Genomic DNA, 13,465 nt, shown 5'->3' on the forward strand with positions numbered 1-13,465 from the left:
TGCCGCGTTTCTGTGGCTCTTGGCCCTCGTTCTGCTGATCACCGCCACGACACTCGCGGTCATTCGTGACCGTCGACGACGCCGATCTGGCTGAACACTCCGGCAGCTCCGCGCACTTCGGCCCGCCCGGTTATCCTGAACTCATGCCGCCCTGCGACACTCCTCGTCTGCGCCTGCGGGAGATGACCGACGACGATCTCGACGATATGGCCGCCCTCCTCGGCGATCCGCAGGTGATGGAGTATTACCCTCACCCCAAAGACCGCACCGAGGCGGCTGCGTGGATCCGGTGGAACCGACGCAATTACGCAGAGCACGGGTTCGGGCTGTGGATCGTGGAGACGCACAAAGGTGAGTTCCTCGGCGACTGCGGCCTGACTTGGCAGACCGTCAACGGCGCACCTCACCTTGAGGTCGGTTTTCATGTGAAGCCGTCCGACCAAGGTAATGGGTTCGCCACCGAGGCGGCTCTGGCCTGCGTCGATCACGCTCGGGAGCTCGAGGTGGCTGCAATACTGACCGCCATCATCCACCGAGACAATCGACCGTCGCAGCGTGTGGCCGAGAAGCTCGGGATGCAGCGCAACCCCGAACTCCGACACAAGTCCCCGGACCACGAGGTGTTCTCCCTGGACCTGTGACAGCCCTAATTGCTACCTGACGGGGGCCCAGATACCTCGCGCGAGGTTGCTGGGCCGCCCTCAGGTAGCAATTAGTGGTGGTCTAGGAAAGTGCAGAAGTCCTCGACTCCGCTGAGCTCGATGTCGTTCCGCCGTCTGGTTTCCCACGCCGAGCGGGTCAGGCGCCAGCGTTGGATGCGTCCCGGCTCGCCTCGGCGGATGTCCCAATCGACGCCGTTGCGCTCGTACCCCAAGGCTTCGGACACCTTGTTCGATCCGATGTTGTCGACGAACGCATCGGAACCGGCCTCACTCGCCCCGAGCCCCGCAAACGCAAGATGGAGCAGAGCGCTGCGCATCTCCGTGCCGAGGCCGCGACCGCGCACATCCGTCGACAGCCAGGAGAATGAGGCGAACGTCCCGCAGGAGTCGAATTTCTCCGCAATGAGGTCCTGCATCCCCACGGCCTCACCGTCGACGAGGACGGCGAAGGCCAACCGGAAGTCAGAGGGAGAGAAGCGTCCGCGTCCGCGCCATACGCTCTGGAGCCACCTGCTCACCCGCACGTCCGGGTCGGATTCGTAGAACGACATCGGATCGTCGTAGGGGGCGGGTTCCGCGAAGACCTTTCCGTCTCGCACAAGAGGGGCGAGCGCCGCGAGCATCTCATCGGCGGCACCGACGAGCTCGAGTCGGGGAGTCTTCACCCGGATCTGCAATGGCGGGTAGCCGATCATGCAACCAACCTAGGCCAGCCGGCCCGAATCCACAATGGTCCGACGACTCCGGGTAGCGTGGGGTTCGACTCCAGGATGCCGATAACAGGTGGTGGCCCATGACCGAACCCGATCGCCCGACCCCGACGACCGTCGTCTTCGACCTCGGCAATGTGCTCATCGGCTGGGACCAGACAGGGCCCCTGGCCGATCGTATGAGTGCCGATGAATGGCATTCCTTCGCCGAGGCGGCCGACTTCCCCACGCTCAACACCGCAGCTGACTCCGGCGTTTCGATCACCGATATCGTCGCCCGAGCCGCCGAGGCAGACCCCCGCCACGGTGAGATCGTCGCCGGCTACTACGAGAACTTCGACAAGTCCCTGACCGGTCCGATCGACGGCATGGCCGAGATCGTCGCAGATCTCAAGGCCGCCGGCGTCCGCCTGCTCGGGCTGTCGAACTGGTCGGCTGAGACCATCCACCATGCCCCTGTCGTCGCCCCGGCGATCAGCGAACTCGAAGACATCGTCGTCTCCGGTCGAATCGGTCTGGTCAAACCCGATCCGGCGATCTTCGAACTGGCCCGGGACCGATTCGACCTCGACCCGGCCCGGACGGTCTTCGTCGACGATCTGCCCGCCAACGTGAAGGCAGCCGAACGGCTCGGCTTCATCGGCCACGTGTTCTCAGGAGCCGACTCGCTGCGCGAGGAACTGTCCGAGCTCGGTCTGTTTAAGTCTTACTAAGACATTGCGTCCGGTTACTTGTTGGACTTTCAGTCCGACTGAGGTGACAGTCTTAGTTCCGAACCTTCACTTGAGTCTCTGCGAAGGTCGAAGGTCTTCCAGCGTCCGAAGTCGTTCTAGCGCACCGTCTATTTTGGTTGCGGCCTCGTGAACCACCGCCTCAACCAACGCCAGGCATCCCACTTGGCTATCAAAAAATGAAACGTCGACGGCGGCCTGCAGTACGACGTCGGAAATACCAGCGACCGGCGACAACCATTGGTCAGTGATCAACGCGACCGAAGCAGAGTTTCTCTTTGCGGCCTCAGAAACCTGGAAAAGATGCTCCTGATATCGCCTGACGTCAAGAACAAGCAAAACGTCTTGCCGCCGCAGATCGGTGACAACATGAAGGTCACGTCCCATCGGATCTTCCAAGAACGAGACGTTCGGCCTCACCTTCGATAGCTGCAGCTGAGCTACGCGGCCAACCAGCCCGCTGTAGTGTCCCCCAACAACCACCACGCGATTCGATACCTTTGTCAGCATCTTCACCAAGCGGTCGATTTCCGAACGTGGATTCTGCTGAAAAGTTCTAGTGATGAGATCCGCCCGGTCCGTCCCGCTCGAGGAGAACTCGTCTGAAAAATCTCGTCCAGCCGTCTCTGCCTCAGCCCGTATAAGCGGACTCGCCGATCTCGTCGTCAATTCGGTCCGCAGACGATCCTGCATTTCGACGAAGCTGTTGAATCCGAGCTGCGTACAGAAACGCACGACCGAAGCAGAACTCGAACTAGCCAAGGCCGCTAGTGACGATGTTGTCCCCAAACCAGCACTCGGATAGTCGGCCAGCAGAGCACGAGCAATCCGGCGACTGGCGGGACTGAGCGAATCAATCGACGAATTGACCGTCTCCGCGACTGTTTCCATCGTATGACTCCCGAGAATGAAGCGTACATTTCAAATGTGATCCACATTGCAGTTATGAAACAACTATGCCAAGCTGATCTCGCTCAGCACAAATGAAAGGAACATCACATGACTGAAACCATCCTCCGATCGTTTGGCCAGAGTACCGAGCCGCTTCTCATCGTTCATGGCGGTGCCGGACATCGATCGACTCCCCTTACCTCGGATGGTACAGCCAGCGCGCATGCAGCGTTGGAGAAAATTCTCGAAGCAGGCTACTCAGTACTCAGCGCGGGCGGCTCTGCAGTCGACGCAGTCGTTGCCGCGGTCCGCGAACTCGAGGATGCCCCCGATTTCAATGCGGGCCACGGGGCCGCACTCACTGCGTCAGGAACCGTTGAGCTCGACGCTTCGATCATGGCTGGTGACGGCCGCTCGGGGGCCGTCACCGGTGTATCTACCGCTCGCAACCCCATTTCGGTTGCTCGCGCGGTTATGGACAAAACCGACCACCTGTTATTCGCGACACCGACTCACGAACAGCTGAGTAAGTGGGACGTCGAAACAGTCGATCCCGAATACTTCATCACGGAGAAAAGGCGAGAGGAGCTCGCCGCCTTTCAGAAGCAGCCTGACGCCTTGCTCCAGCACGGCACAGTCGGTGCCGTCGCTCGCGATGCAGACGGGAATCTGGCAGCAGCAACTTCCACCGGTGGAATCGTCAATCAGGAGCCAGGCAGGGTAGGCGACACACCGCTGGTAGGTGCCGGGACATTCGCTGACGACGGAACAGTGGCTGTCTCTTGCACCGGCACGGGAGAAGTATTCATGACTGAAGTCGCAGCTCACAGCGTGCACGATCGAGTTTCTCTCGGAGGAGCCTCTCCAAATGAGGCGGCAGTCGCAGTCCTCGACCGAATCGCAATTCGCGGCGGGATGGGAGGAATGATCGTCATTCCGACGTCTGGTACGGGGCTCGCGGCGTACAACAGCGGCGATATGTTCTACGGGTCATTCGATTCCACAGGTACATACACGCACGTGTGAACGTCCAGCCCGGGGAAACCGGTAGCTGGAGTTGACGATTACTTGATTAGGAGAGATATGTCAGTTCAAGCACCCACTGACGAGGACAGGCAAAGTCGCTTGTCCCGAGGAGTGATGAAACTCCTCGAAGCAGTAGACCGTGCAGGCAACAAACTGCCTCACCCATTCTGGATCTTTGTGGGCCTTGCCGTCATCGTCGCCCTGCTCAGCGCACTGTTCGCTCGCTTGGATCTTTCTTCAGTCAATCCCACTGACGGCAAAACAGTGGCCGTCAAGAGTTTGCTCACGTCCGAAGGCATTCAGATGATGCTCGACGGTGCGATCGAGAACTTCGTGAACTTTCCCCCGCTGGGGTTGATTGTCGTGGTCGCACTTGGAGTGTCTATTGCAGACGCAACAGGATTATTACCTTCCCTGATGAGGGGGATGCTTTCCAAGGTCAATCCTCGCTACGTGACCTTCATGATCGCGATTACCGCAATGGCCGCCCAAATTGCTGGCGACGCCGCCTTTGCAGTGATGATTCCGTTGGCGATGATCGCCTACCGCGCGGTCGGGCGCAGTCCGATCATCGGGGCTGTCGTGGCATATGTTGCTGTGGGTGGAGCAAGCAGCGTTGGACTGATTCCCACCGGAACCGACGCGGTATTTGCCGGTCTGACGACCGCCGCTGCCCACACGATCGACCCGAGCTATAACGTCAACCCGCTATCTAACTACTATTTCTCGGCTTCATCGTCCATTGTGCTGGCTCTCTCCATCACTTTGGTTGTTGAACTGGTTGTGGCCAAACGAGTCGCGTCCCTTGAGGCGGCAGAACCTTCAATAGACGCTGATCCGTTACCGGACATGAAGCTCAAGCTTTCTGAGCAACGTGGCATGATCGGCGCAGGAATCGCCACTGTTCTCTTCTTCGGCCTCCTTGTCCTGGCAACAGTACCGGCGAGTTCGCCCCTCCGCGGAGAGGGTGGGAGTGTTGTCGATTCACCTCTGATGAACAATATCGCCGTCATCATGATGTTGTTCTTCAGTACTGTGGGAATCGTCTACGGTGTCATCGTCGGCTCAATCAAGAAGTTCAGCGACATCCCCGAACTCATGGCTCCTGGCGTCGCTGCTCTCGTTCCAGTCGTGGTTCTCTTCTTCGCCGCTTCACAATTCTTGGCCTACTTCAAATGGACAAATATGGGGCAAGTCATTGCGATTGAGGGGGCAGGGCTCCTCGATCGCATAGGTGCAGCTCCAATCGTCATTTTTGTTGTCGCCGTGCTGTTTATCAGCTGCCTCAATCTGGTGCTCACCTCGGGTTCGGCAATGTACGCATTCGTAGCACCGGTCCTGGTACCAATGCTCATGCTCCTCGACATTGCGCCAGAGACCACTCAGGCGATGTTCCGCATCGCCGATGCGCCGACAAACAGCTTGACCCCGATGAGCCCATACTTCGTTCTTGCCCTCGGATTCATCCGGCAACATCGACCCACGGCTGGTGTCGGCACGTTGATGTCGCTGGTTCTTCCGATCGCCTTGGTCAATCTCGTCGTCTGGCTGGTCCTTTTCATATTGTGGTACCTCGTGGGTCTGCCTCTGGGGCCAGGAGTAGCCGCTCGGTAGCGTCGTGATTGGTGCCGCGTTGGTCTTCTCGCCACCAACCGCGCACCGTTTTGATCCGGCAGGTGCCAATCCAATCCTTGTGCACTTCCCGTCCGTCTCTGCACGTCTCTTCCGCCACCTGCAGTTGTCGCAACGTTTCGCACAACTGAGAAATTCGTACCGTTCGAGGCGTCATCCCCGCTGATACTGTGAGAAATGTCCGCGCCTGGAGAGTCCACCCGCCGCCTGAACAGGAGACACGATGACGACACCTTCATTCCTCGACTCCATCGATTCCCAGCTCGACTGGCAGCGCGAGGTCTACAAAGACCTTCACCGCAATCCTGAGGTCAGCCTCGACGAGCACAAGACCGCCGACCGCATCGCGGCCGAACTCGAGGGACTCGGCCTCGAGGTCACCCGGATCTCCGCCACCGGTCTGGTCGCCGTCATCGACAACGGCACCGGACCGACCGTTCTCGCACGAGCCGACATCGATGCTCTCCCCGTCACCGAGGACACCGGCCTCGACTTCGCGTCCGAGGTCGACGGTGTCATGCACGCCTGCGGTCACGATATGCATGCCGCCGCTCTGCTCGGCGCGGTCCGGCTGCTCAAAGAGAACCAAGATGCCTGGTCAGGCACGTATATCGCGCTCTTCCAACCGGCAGAGGAGAACGCGGCCGGGGCGAAGGCGATGATCGATGACGGGCTGACGGACAAGGTTCCGACCCCCGAGGTGGCCCTGGCCCAGCACGTCATGCCGCTGCCGGCCGGCAAGATCTTCACCGCTGCCGGACCAGTGATGTCGGCCGGGGATTCGGTGAAGATCACGGTCTTCGGTCGCGGCGCCCACGGGTCCATGCCGCACCTGTCCGTCGACCCCGTGGTCCTCGCGGCCTCCATCGTTCTGCGCCTGCAGACAATCGTGTCCCGGGAGACCGAACCGGGTGAGTTCGCCGTCGTCACGGTCGGTGCGTCGAACGCCGGATCGAAGTCGAACATCATCCCCGATCGGGCCGAGCTGCTGCTCAACGTCCGCACCTACGACACCGCGGTGCGCAAGCGGGTGATCGCATCGATCGAGCGGATCGTCCGCGGCGAATGCGAGGCCGCCGGAACCCCGAAGGAACCGACGTTCGAGTATTTCGACCAGTTCCCGCTGACGGACAACAGTGAAGCGGTCAATGACACCATCACCGAGGCGCTCACCGAGTTCTTCGGCACCGAGGCGGTGCTCGAGGCGACCCCCGCGACCGCGTCGGAGGACTTCAGCGAACTGCCGAAGGCCTTCGGCATTCCCTACGCCTACTGGTTCGTGGGGTCCTTCGATGCAGAGAAGTACCAGGCCGCCGAGGAGGCCGGAACCGTGCTCACGGATGTTCCGGCCAATCATTCGCCGTTCTTCGCCCCCGAACTCGAGCCGACTCTCGAGATCGCGACCAAGGCGCAGGTCGTCGGCGCTTTGGCCTACCTCGGCGGCTGAGCCCTAACTGCTTCGACCGGCGACCCCGAGCAGTCTCCACGTGGCCTGTGATCGGTCGCGCGGAGACAGCAGGCTCCCTCGTCGGGTGAGTCACTCGTCGATCGTGCGCACGACGTGTGCCGGTGAGCCGACAACGACGGCGCGAGCCGGAACGTCTCTGGTCACCACAGACGCCGCGGCGACGACGGCGTCATCACCGATGGTGATGCCTGGCAGGACAGTCACGTTCGACCCGATCCAGACATTGCGTCCGATGACGATCGGAGCCGGGTGCATGTCCGCACGACGGTCCGGCTCCATCCCATGGTTGAGGGTGGCGAGAACGGTGTTGTGCCCGATGAGCGTGTCATCGCCGATCGTGATCCCGCCCTGGTCCTGAAAGCTGCACCCGGAGTTGATGAAGATCCGCTGCCCCAAGGTGATGTTCTTCCCGAAGTCCGTGTGGAACGGGGGAAACATGGCCACAGTCGGATCGACCGGGCGTCCCGTCAGCTCGGCCAGCAGCGCGCGAACCTCATCGGGTTCGTGGTAGCTGCCGTTGATTACCGCCGTGATGCGCAGGGCTTCCTGGCTGGTGCGGTGCATGACCTCATGCAGAGGCGAGCCGCCCGTGATCGTCTCTCCGGCGTTGAGGGCTTTCAGCAGATCTGCTGTGTCCACGGTGTCACCTTTCCTTTACTGACAGATGAAGAGATCAGGGCCTCAGCAGGACCTTGACGGCTTCGCGGCTGTCCATGGCCGAATAGGCGGCCGCGGCGTCGTCGAGGCTCATCGTCTGGTCGAAGACCTTACCCGGGTCGATCTCTCGGTTCCAGATGAGTTCGATGAGGTCCGGCAGGAAGCGACGAACCGGTGCGGGCCCGCCGTGCAGATGAACCAGACCGAAGAACAGTTCTCCTCCGGGCAGCTCGACATCGTGTGAGACACCGACGTAGCCGACATGACCGCCGGGTCGGGTCGACCGGATCGCCTGCATCATCGATTCCTGTGAGCCGACTGCCTCGATGGCGCTGTGGACGCCGAGGCCGTCGGTGAGCTCTCTGATCTTCGCCACGCCCTCGTCGCCGCGTTCTTCGACGATGTGGGTGGCACCGAATTCGCGGGCGAGGTTCTGCCTGTCGACGTGACGGCTCATGGCGATGATCGTCTCCGCTCCCATCTGCTTGGCGGCAAGGACTCCCATCAGTCCGACAGCGCCGTCGCCGATGACGGCGACCGACTTACCGGGGCCCACCTCGGCGGCATCTGCGGCGAACCACCCGGTGCCGAGCACATCGGATGCGGCCAGCAGCGACGGGATGAGATCGTCATCAGGCTGTCCCGGCGTGGCGACCAGGGTGCCGTCGGCATGGGGAATGCGAGCGAATTCGGCCTGGGTGCCGATCCCGCCGTCGACGAAGATTCCGTTGACGCAGCGGGACTGGTAGCCGGCGGTGCAGATCGGGCAGGTGTTATCGGAGATGACGAATGATCCGACGACGAAGTCACCGGGTGCAACGGTGCGAACCTCGTCGCCGACTTCCTCGACGATGCCGACGTATTCGTGGCCCATGAGCTGCTGATCCGGTGCGTCGGCACCACGGTAGGGCCACAGGTCGGATCCGCAGACGCACGCGGCCACGATCCGGATGACGGCATCGGTGGGTGCCTCGATGGTCGGATCGGGTCGTTCTTCGACCCGGACGTCGCCGGGCCCGTGCATGATCACTCCGCGCATTGTTCTCTCCTTGAGAAGTTCGGTTGTTCGCTGCTGTTCGGTTCGGGTCGTGAGGCTCAGCTTCGCGGACGGTGCAGGTCCGCCTCGTCCACGTGCTCGAGCCAGGTCGTCGTCTGAGCGGGATCCTCGGCGTTCTCGAGCATGGCGATGTGTTCCATGAATGTCTCGGTGGCGGCTCCGTGCCAGTGTTCCTCGCCTGCCGGGCAGTAGACGGTCTGCCCCGGGCGGGCCTCGATCACGTCACCGTCGCGTGTGCCGAACAGAGCGGTTCCGCTGGTCACGTGCAGAGTCTGACCCTTGGCGTGCGAATGCCATGCGGTGTGTGCGCCGGGGGCGAATCGGACCCGTGCGACGACCATGGTCTGGCCGTCCTCCTGCGGGGAGGCGATGGGGTCGACCCACACATCGCCGCTGAATTGCTCGGGCGGGTTCTTCGCTGTCGGGGTCGTTGGGAGAATGCGGTGGCTCATGATCGGTGTCCTCTGTTCTCAGGAAGTTGGTTCTCGGGTGGTCGTTCGGTCTCGGTCGTCGGCGCCGCCCACGAGGCGAGCAGACGCAGCTTCTGCTCCGATTCCGAGCCAGGTTCTGCTGTGTAGATGAGGAGGGCGAGGCCGTCTTCGGCGGTGATCCGCAGCTCCTCGAAGGCGAGGACGAGCTCGCCCACGACCGGATGGTTGAACCGCTTCATCCCCGTCCCGTGCGTGCGGACATCATGTTGGGCCCACAGGGTTCGGAACGTCTCGCTCTGAGTCGACAGTTCCCCGACGAGGTCCTGGATTCCGCGATTATGCGGATCCCTTCCTGCCGCGCTGCGGATGATCGCCACGCACATCTGCGCGAAGAGTTCCCAGTCCGGATAGAAGTCCTTCGATGCGGGATCGAGGAACTGGAATCGCGCCAGGTTCGGTGTCCGTCCGCCATCCCCGATGACCGGCGAGTAGAAAGCTCGGCCGAGTTCGTTGACGGCGACCATGTCCTGCATATCGTTGCGGACGAAGGCGATCGATTCCTTGATCGAATCGAGCATCCAGAACAGCGTCTCGTGCGGTGGACGTTGGGCGGTCACGGGACGTCGTCTGCGACCCGAGGTCGGAATGCCATCGGCGGCACGGGCGAGATCAACGAGGTGGCCCCGCTCGGTGTCGTTGAGCAGCAGAGCCTCGGCGAGCGCTTCGAGGACAGCTGCGGAAGCCCCTCCGATCGCGCCCCGTTCAAGTTTTGAGTAGTACTCGACGCTCAGTCCGGCCAGGGCCGCGACCTCGCTGCGGCGCAGGCCCGGCACTCGCCTCGTGCCTTGGGTGGGAAGGCCGACTCGATCAGGGGTGATCTTCGCCCGCCGTGACATGAGGAATTCGCGTACTTCGGCCCGGTTGTCCATATTCTCCAGGCTAGACGCGTTCTCATCTGAGAGGGATACCCTGTCAGGGCACCTCTGCGCATCACTCTCGCAGCACCGAGCGTGTCTACGGCTATGGGTGGGGCATTCGGTCGCGATCGTAGGTGATCGTCGTGTACCCGTGTGGAACCGGTGTGCCGTCCTCGTCGACTCCGACGAATACGATCTTCTCGATGCTGAGGATCGTCTTCCGGGTGATCATATTGCGCACCCTCGCCTTCATCGTCAGCGACGTACGCCCGAACTGGGTTGCGATGAGCCCCATCTCGATGAGATCGCCTTCCCTCGCCGAAGCCTGGAAGTCGATCTCCGAGATCAGCTTCGTGACAACTCGATGGTTGCCGAGCTGGATGATCGCGTAGATCGCGGCCTCCTCGTCGATCCACCTCAGCAGGCTACCGCCGAAGAGGGAGCCGTTGGCGTTGAGGTCCTCGGGCCGCACCCATTTGCGGGTATAGAAGTTCATCCCCTCCACATCGTGGCGGGCGGAGCTCTCTGTGGGCTGTGCCGTCGCTGTCATGCGATCAGAGTAGCGAGGAGTTGTTTCGCCCTCGTTTCGATCACGTCACCGCTGTGCGACGTCGTCTTTCAATTGTCGAAGTCATCCTTCGCGTTCGAAATCGTCCTTCATGGTCGTGAGCGTCCGCCGAATGTTCAATCGCTGGAAGTCCGCGAAGCTCCGCCCACGTGTGACGATGTGGTCGAAGACCCATGCCAGCCAGTCGGGCCAACCGCGACGATCGTCTGTCCACGACTCCGTCACTCGGGTCGCCCCACCGAGGTCCTCGAACTCGTAGGCCCAGCTCGCGTTCGCCCCTTCGATGCTGGGAGTTCGGGGTCCGATCCGGCGCACGGTGAAGGCGAACCGTTTGCCGGGCACAGATTCGGTGACGACGCATTCGGTCACCCACGTCGCCGGCCCGCGACGGCTCGTCCCTTCGAAGACGTCGCCTGTCTGCAGCGGACCTGCAATCGTGCGCGTGCTTGCCCCCGTGTTCTCCGGGCTCCATCGGGCCATCTGGGTCGGATCGGCGATCTGCTCCCAGAGTGCGGCGGCGTCGGCCTTGATCACCATGCTGTCGCTGACCTGCATCGTTCGCGTCATCGTCGTCCCTTCTCATTGTGGTCGTGCACGCACCAGGAGCCGGCCGAGCACGTGGCCCCATTCAAACACGGGTCCTGAGCTAGCCTGGGCACATGGCCGACTCCGCGACGAACGACGAGATCATCGCCTTCCGCCTCCGCGCTCATCATCTCGATGAGCGACTCAGCCGCAACTCACTCACTGAGGCCGCGGGAGCCTGCGGCATCCAGAACAGCCCACCGGGATCCGCGCTGACCTCACTCCATGCGCGGGTCGAGGACATGAGTGCGACGGCGTTTGCTTCGGCTGTCGAAGAGGAGAAGTCGCTGCTGCAGAGCTGGTGCATGCGAGGGGCGCCCCATTTCTTTCCCGCTGCGGATCTCCCGGTCTTCACCACCGGGGTCGAACCGACGAGTGAGAGGGCGATGCGCCATTTCGTCCTCGGAGTCGAACAGTCGGTCGATTCGCTCGGGATCTCGCTGAGCCAGATCCTCGATCGGGTCGAGCAGGAGATCGCCGGGGTGCTCAGAGGGCGGAGGATGACGATCACCGAACTCGGCGAGGAACTCGCCGAGGTGCTCGCAACCTCCCTGACGACGAAACAGCGAAGCACCTGGGAATCTCAGGGCCCGTATGCGAAGGGCCAGAGCCTCGGTGCCGGCGTGATCCATTTCTGCATTCGGCTGCTCACTCTGCGGCAGATCCTCTACTTCGCCCCGCGCGAGGGAAACACGGCTCCGTTCGTTCTGCTCGACGAATGGGTCGATCCGCGTTCGATGCCCTCGACCGCACTCACCGAGAGTGAACGCGACCGGGCCAGATCCGAACTGCTGCGCCGCTATCTGCACTGCTATGGACCGTCGACACGCGCCGACTTCGCCGCGTGGATCGGAATCCGGTCCACGGAGGCGACACCTTGGTGGGATCTGATCGCTGGGGAGATCACCGAAATCGATCGCGGGCGACGGACCTGGATGCTCGCCGAGGATGTCGATCAGCTGCATCGCGCGCAGCTTCCGCACGGCGTGCGTCTGCTTCCCCCACACGATCCCTATACGCAGATGCGGGATCGGGAGACGATCGCGTCCAAGGAGTTCCATCGGGAGATCTGGAAGACCGTGGGCGATCCAGGAGCGCTGCTGGTCGATGGCAGGATCGCGGGGACCTGGAGGGCGCGGAAGCGGAATCGACGACTGAGCATGACGATCGCAACCTTCGGCACCGTCCCGAAGTCGGTGAAGAGCGCACTGACCGCTGAGGCAGAGGCGATGGGCGCACTGCGCGAGGCAGACGCCGTCGACATCGAATTCGCGTCAGACTGAGATCATTCGGCGAGTTCGCTGATCAGCACGCGAGCGAGGGCTCCGAGTCGGAATCGCTCCGGGATCACGGTTCTGATCCCCTGTTCATGCAGCGGTGCTGCGGTGACGTCGCCGACTGCTGCCGCCACCACCGATTCGTTGAACGCCTCGATCACGGCCGGCAGCAGTCCCTGCTCCTCGGCTGCGGTGAGGAATGCTGCCGCCCCGGGTGCTGATGTGAAGGCCACGGCATCGCACCTGCGCTCCGCGACGAGTCGGACCGCGTCGACCACGGCGGCCGGATCGGGGGCCGGGCCCCACCGGTAGATGACGAGCGAGCGGACATCGGCGCCTGCTGCGGCGAAGGCCTCATCGAGTCCGTCGGCGCCGGCACCGTGATGCTGTACGGCGATGCGCTGACCATTCACGCCCTCGCCGAGGAGGACCTGCTGGATCTCTGCGCTCGTCTCGGATTCGGCGACCCAGTGAGCTCTCAGTCCGGCGGCCTGTATCGCTCCGCGTGCCTTGGGACCGCGGGCGTATATCCGTGCTCCGGCGAGCATCGAGTGCCACTCCTCGCGCAGACCCGCGGCTTCAGCCACGTCACCCCAGCCGGTGAATCCGACGCCGGTCGTGACCACGACGATGTCCGGCCGGGCCTCGATGAGTTCACGGGTGCGGGTGACGAGTTCAGGGTCGTCGATATGCGGGATGACGGACAGGGTCGGGGCGTGCACGATCTTGGCACCGTGACGCTCGAGGGCGGAGGCAAGCTGCTCCGCGCGCCGCTGAGCTGTGAGCACGATGCGACGTCCGGCCAGCTCGTCGCCGATGTCATTTTGGGGCTGGTTCATGCTCACATCCTGGT

The 13,465-nt window shown here is 62.4% G+C and carries 15 protein-coding genes; 6 read left to right on the plus strand and 9 right to left on the minus strand.

Features of this window, described 5'->3' with window-relative positions:
• Nucleotides 1–65: 65 nt before the first annotated feature.
• Nucleotides 66–641, plus strand: a complete 576-nt coding sequence (locus KTJ89_RS12845; protein ID WP_259358001.1) for a GNAT family N-acetyltransferase — start codon at nucleotides 66–68, stop codon at nucleotides 639–641.
• A gap of 71 nt (nucleotides 642–712) precedes the next feature.
• Here the strand turns inward: KTJ89_RS12845 and KTJ89_RS12850 are convergent, their stop codons facing one another.
• The gene (locus KTJ89_RS12850; RefSeq protein ID WP_259358002.1) at nucleotides 713–1,357 is read right to left on the minus strand and encodes a GNAT family N-acetyltransferase; all 645 of its coding nucleotides are present in this window, start codon (nucleotides 1,355–1,357) and stop codon (nucleotides 713–715) included.
• Nucleotides 1,358–1,455: 98 nt separating this feature from the next.
• Between KTJ89_RS12850 and KTJ89_RS12855 the strand changes: the two genes are divergently transcribed.
• The gene (locus KTJ89_RS12855; protein WP_259358003.1) at nucleotides 1,456–2,085 is read left to right on the plus strand and encodes an HAD family hydrolase; all 630 of its coding nucleotides are present in this window, start codon (nucleotides 1,456–1,458) and stop codon (nucleotides 2,083–2,085) included.
• A 66-nt stretch (nucleotides 2,086–2,151) separates the two neighbouring features.
• On the opposite strand, the gene KTJ89_RS12860 is transcribed toward KTJ89_RS12855, so the two are convergent.
• A complete protein-coding gene (locus KTJ89_RS12860) occupies nucleotides 2,152–2,994 on the minus strand; it encodes a MurR/RpiR family transcriptional regulator (RefSeq protein WP_139467572.1) in 843 nt (280 codons plus the stop codon).
• A 108-nt stretch (nucleotides 2,995–3,102) separates the two neighbouring features.
• Between KTJ89_RS12860 and KTJ89_RS12865 the strand changes: the two genes are divergently transcribed.
• From KTJ89_RS12865 to KTJ89_RS12875, 3 genes are all read left to right on the plus strand, one after another.
• On the plus strand, nucleotides 3,103–4,020 hold the full coding sequence (locus KTJ89_RS12865; RefSeq protein WP_139467573.1) for an isoaspartyl peptidase/L-asparaginase family protein: 918 nt from the start codon (nucleotides 3,103–3,105) through the stop codon (nucleotides 4,018–4,020).
• A 114-nt stretch (nucleotides 4,021–4,134) separates the two neighbouring features.
• Nucleotides 4,135–5,634: an AbgT family transporter gene (locus KTJ89_RS12870; RefSeq protein WP_229664222.1), complete on the plus strand. Its 1,500-nt coding sequence runs from the start codon at nucleotides 4,135–4,137 to the stop codon at nucleotides 5,632–5,634.
• 241 nt (nucleotides 5,635–5,875) lie between these two features.
• Entirely contained in the window at nucleotides 5,876–7,099 is a 1,224-nt protein-coding gene (locus tag KTJ89_RS12875) for an amidohydrolase (RefSeq protein ID WP_259358004.1), read from the plus strand.
• Nucleotides 7,100–7,189: 90 nt separating this feature from the next.
• Here the strand turns inward: KTJ89_RS12875 and KTJ89_RS12880 are convergent, their stop codons facing one another.
• From KTJ89_RS12880 to KTJ89_RS12905, 6 genes are all read right to left on the minus strand, one after another.
• Nucleotides 7,190–7,759, minus strand: coding sequence for a DapH/DapD/GlmU-related protein (locus tag KTJ89_RS12880; protein ID WP_259358005.1), 570 nt, complete (start codon nucleotides 7,757–7,759; stop codon nucleotides 7,190–7,192).
• A gap of 34 nt (nucleotides 7,760–7,793) precedes the next feature.
• On the minus strand, nucleotides 7,794–8,816 hold the full coding sequence (locus KTJ89_RS12885) for a zinc-dependent alcohol dehydrogenase family protein (RefSeq protein WP_259358006.1): 1,023 nt from the start codon (nucleotides 8,814–8,816) through the stop codon (nucleotides 7,794–7,796).
• A 56-nt stretch (nucleotides 8,817–8,872) separates the two neighbouring features.
• Nucleotides 8,873–9,286 carry a (R)-mandelonitrile lyase gene (locus KTJ89_RS12890; protein WP_259358007.1) on the minus strand — a complete coding sequence of 138 codons (414 nt, stop codon included), beginning with the start codon at nucleotides 9,284–9,286 and terminating at the stop codon, nucleotides 8,873–8,875.
• Nucleotides 9,283–10,194, minus strand: a complete 912-nt coding sequence (locus KTJ89_RS12895; protein ID WP_259358008.1) for a helix-turn-helix domain-containing protein — start codon at nucleotides 10,192–10,194, stop codon at nucleotides 9,283–9,285. The genes KTJ89_RS12890 and KTJ89_RS12895 overlap by 4 nt, the downstream gene beginning before the upstream one ends.
• Before the next feature lie 91 nt (nucleotides 10,195–10,285).
• Nucleotides 10,286–10,678, minus strand: a complete 393-nt coding sequence (locus KTJ89_RS12900; RefSeq protein ID WP_139909931.1) for an acyl-CoA thioesterase — start codon at nucleotides 10,676–10,678, stop codon at nucleotides 10,286–10,288.
• A 135-nt stretch (nucleotides 10,679–10,813) separates the two neighbouring features.
• The gene (locus KTJ89_RS12905) at nucleotides 10,814–11,317 is read right to left on the minus strand and encodes an SRPBCC family protein (protein WP_259358009.1); all 504 of its coding nucleotides are present in this window, start codon (nucleotides 11,315–11,317) and stop codon (nucleotides 10,814–10,816) included.
• A gap of 92 nt (nucleotides 11,318–11,409) precedes the next feature.
• Between KTJ89_RS12905 and KTJ89_RS12910 the strand changes: the two genes are divergently transcribed.
• Nucleotides 11,410–12,618, plus strand: a complete 1,209-nt coding sequence (locus KTJ89_RS12910; RefSeq protein WP_259358010.1) for a winged helix DNA-binding domain-containing protein — start codon at nucleotides 11,410–11,412, stop codon at nucleotides 12,616–12,618.
• Between the two features lie 2 nt (nucleotides 12,619–12,620).
• Here the strand turns inward: KTJ89_RS12910 and KTJ89_RS12915 are convergent, their stop codons facing one another.
• Nucleotides 12,621–13,451, minus strand: coding sequence for a uroporphyrinogen-III synthase (locus KTJ89_RS12915; protein ID WP_259358011.1), 831 nt, complete (start codon nucleotides 13,449–13,451; stop codon nucleotides 12,621–12,623).
• Nucleotides 13,452–13,465 lie beyond the last annotated feature (14 nt).

Origin of the sequence: Brevibacterium sediminis (assembly GCF_024895295.1) — a bacterium.
In the GTDB taxonomy this organism is placed as follows: domain Bacteria; phylum Actinomycetota; class Actinomycetes; order Actinomycetales; family Brevibacteriaceae; genus Brevibacterium; species Brevibacterium sediminis.

Coding starts and splice junctions, on each gene's coding strand:
- KTJ89_RS12895 (WP_259358008.1), bottom strand. CDS start 10,194: ATGGACAACCGGGCCGAAGTACGCGAATTCCTCATGTCACGGCGGGCG.
- KTJ89_RS12915 (WP_259358011.1), bottom strand. CDS start 13,451: ATGAACCAGCCCCAAAATGACATCGGCGACGAGCTGGCCGGACGTCGC.
- KTJ89_RS12865 (WP_139467573.1), top strand. CDS start 3,103: ATGACTGAAACCATCCTCCGATCGTTTGGCCAGAGTACCGAGCCGCTT.
- KTJ89_RS12870 (WP_229664222.1), top strand. CDS start 4,135: ATGAAACTCCTCGAAGCAGTAGACCGTGCAGGCAACAAACTGCCTCAC.
- KTJ89_RS12855 (WP_259358003.1), top strand. CDS start 1,456: ATGACCGAACCCGATCGCCCGACCCCGACGACCGTCGTCTTCGACCTC.
- KTJ89_RS12850 (WP_259358002.1), bottom strand. CDS start 1,357: ATGATCGGCTACCCGCCATTGCAGATCCGGGTGAAGACTCCCCGACTC.
- KTJ89_RS12910 (WP_259358010.1), top strand. CDS start 11,410: ATGGCCGACTCCGCGACGAACGACGAGATCATCGCCTTCCGCCTCCGC.
- KTJ89_RS12905 (WP_259358009.1), bottom strand. CDS start 11,317: ATGACGCGAACGATGCAGGTCAGCGACAGCATGGTGATCAAGGCCGAC.
- KTJ89_RS12885 (WP_259358006.1), bottom strand. CDS start 8,816: ATGCGCGGAGTGATCATGCACGGGCCCGGCGACGTCCGGGTCGAAGAA.
- KTJ89_RS12900 (WP_139909931.1), bottom strand. CDS start 10,678: ATGAACTTCTATACCCGCAAATGGGTGCGGCCCGAGGACCTCAACGCC.
- KTJ89_RS12875 (WP_259358004.1), top strand. CDS start 5,876: ATGACGACACCTTCATTCCTCGACTCCATCGATTCCCAGCTCGACTGG.
- KTJ89_RS12860 (WP_139467572.1), bottom strand. CDS start 2,994: ATGGAAACAGTCGCGGAGACGGTCAATTCGTCGATTGATTCGCTCAGT.
- KTJ89_RS12890 (WP_259358007.1), bottom strand. CDS start 9,286: ATGAGCCACCGCATTCTCCCAACGACCCCGACAGCGAAGAACCCGCCC.